Origin of the sequence: Escherichia sp. 94.0001 (assembly GCF_013369155.2) — a bacterium.
In the GTDB taxonomy this organism is placed as follows: domain Bacteria; phylum Pseudomonadota; class Gammaproteobacteria; order Enterobacterales; family Enterobacteriaceae; genus Escherichia; species Escherichia coli_F.
This window is the reverse complement of sequence record NZ_JABWMS020000314.1, coordinates 1-259: the sequence shown is the minus strand read 5'-3', so window position 1 is coordinate 259 and position 259 is coordinate 1. Positions and strand designations below refer to the sequence as shown.

Here is a 259-nt window from a genome sequence, read left to right as displayed (position 1 = left end):
GTCTTTGCCAGCAGGCGCGGACGGTGTTTTCACGCATTCAAATCTGACTGGTACCAGCATCCCCCATGCACTGAAGAACAGGCCGAATGGCTCATTCAGTGTTACCGCAGGCGCGGATGCGAGGTTAAAAAAGCCCTTAGCCTCGACTACCGTCACTGGATAATCTCCGTCAGGCTCCCTTACTCCGAACGGCTACCGCGTCCGTCCCGCACATTCCAGCAACGGATCTGGAGGTAATGTGCGGGTATTACTTCGACCT

General features: G+C 55.6%; 1 protein-coding gene. It reads left to right on the top strand.

Annotated features, from left to right (window positions below):
* Positions 1–237, top strand: a 237-nt coding sequence (locus HEN33_RS25905) for a hypothetical protein (RefSeq protein WP_183083572.1), incomplete at its 5' end; no start/stop codon positions are given.
* Between the last annotated feature and the right edge of the window lie 22 nt (positions 238–259).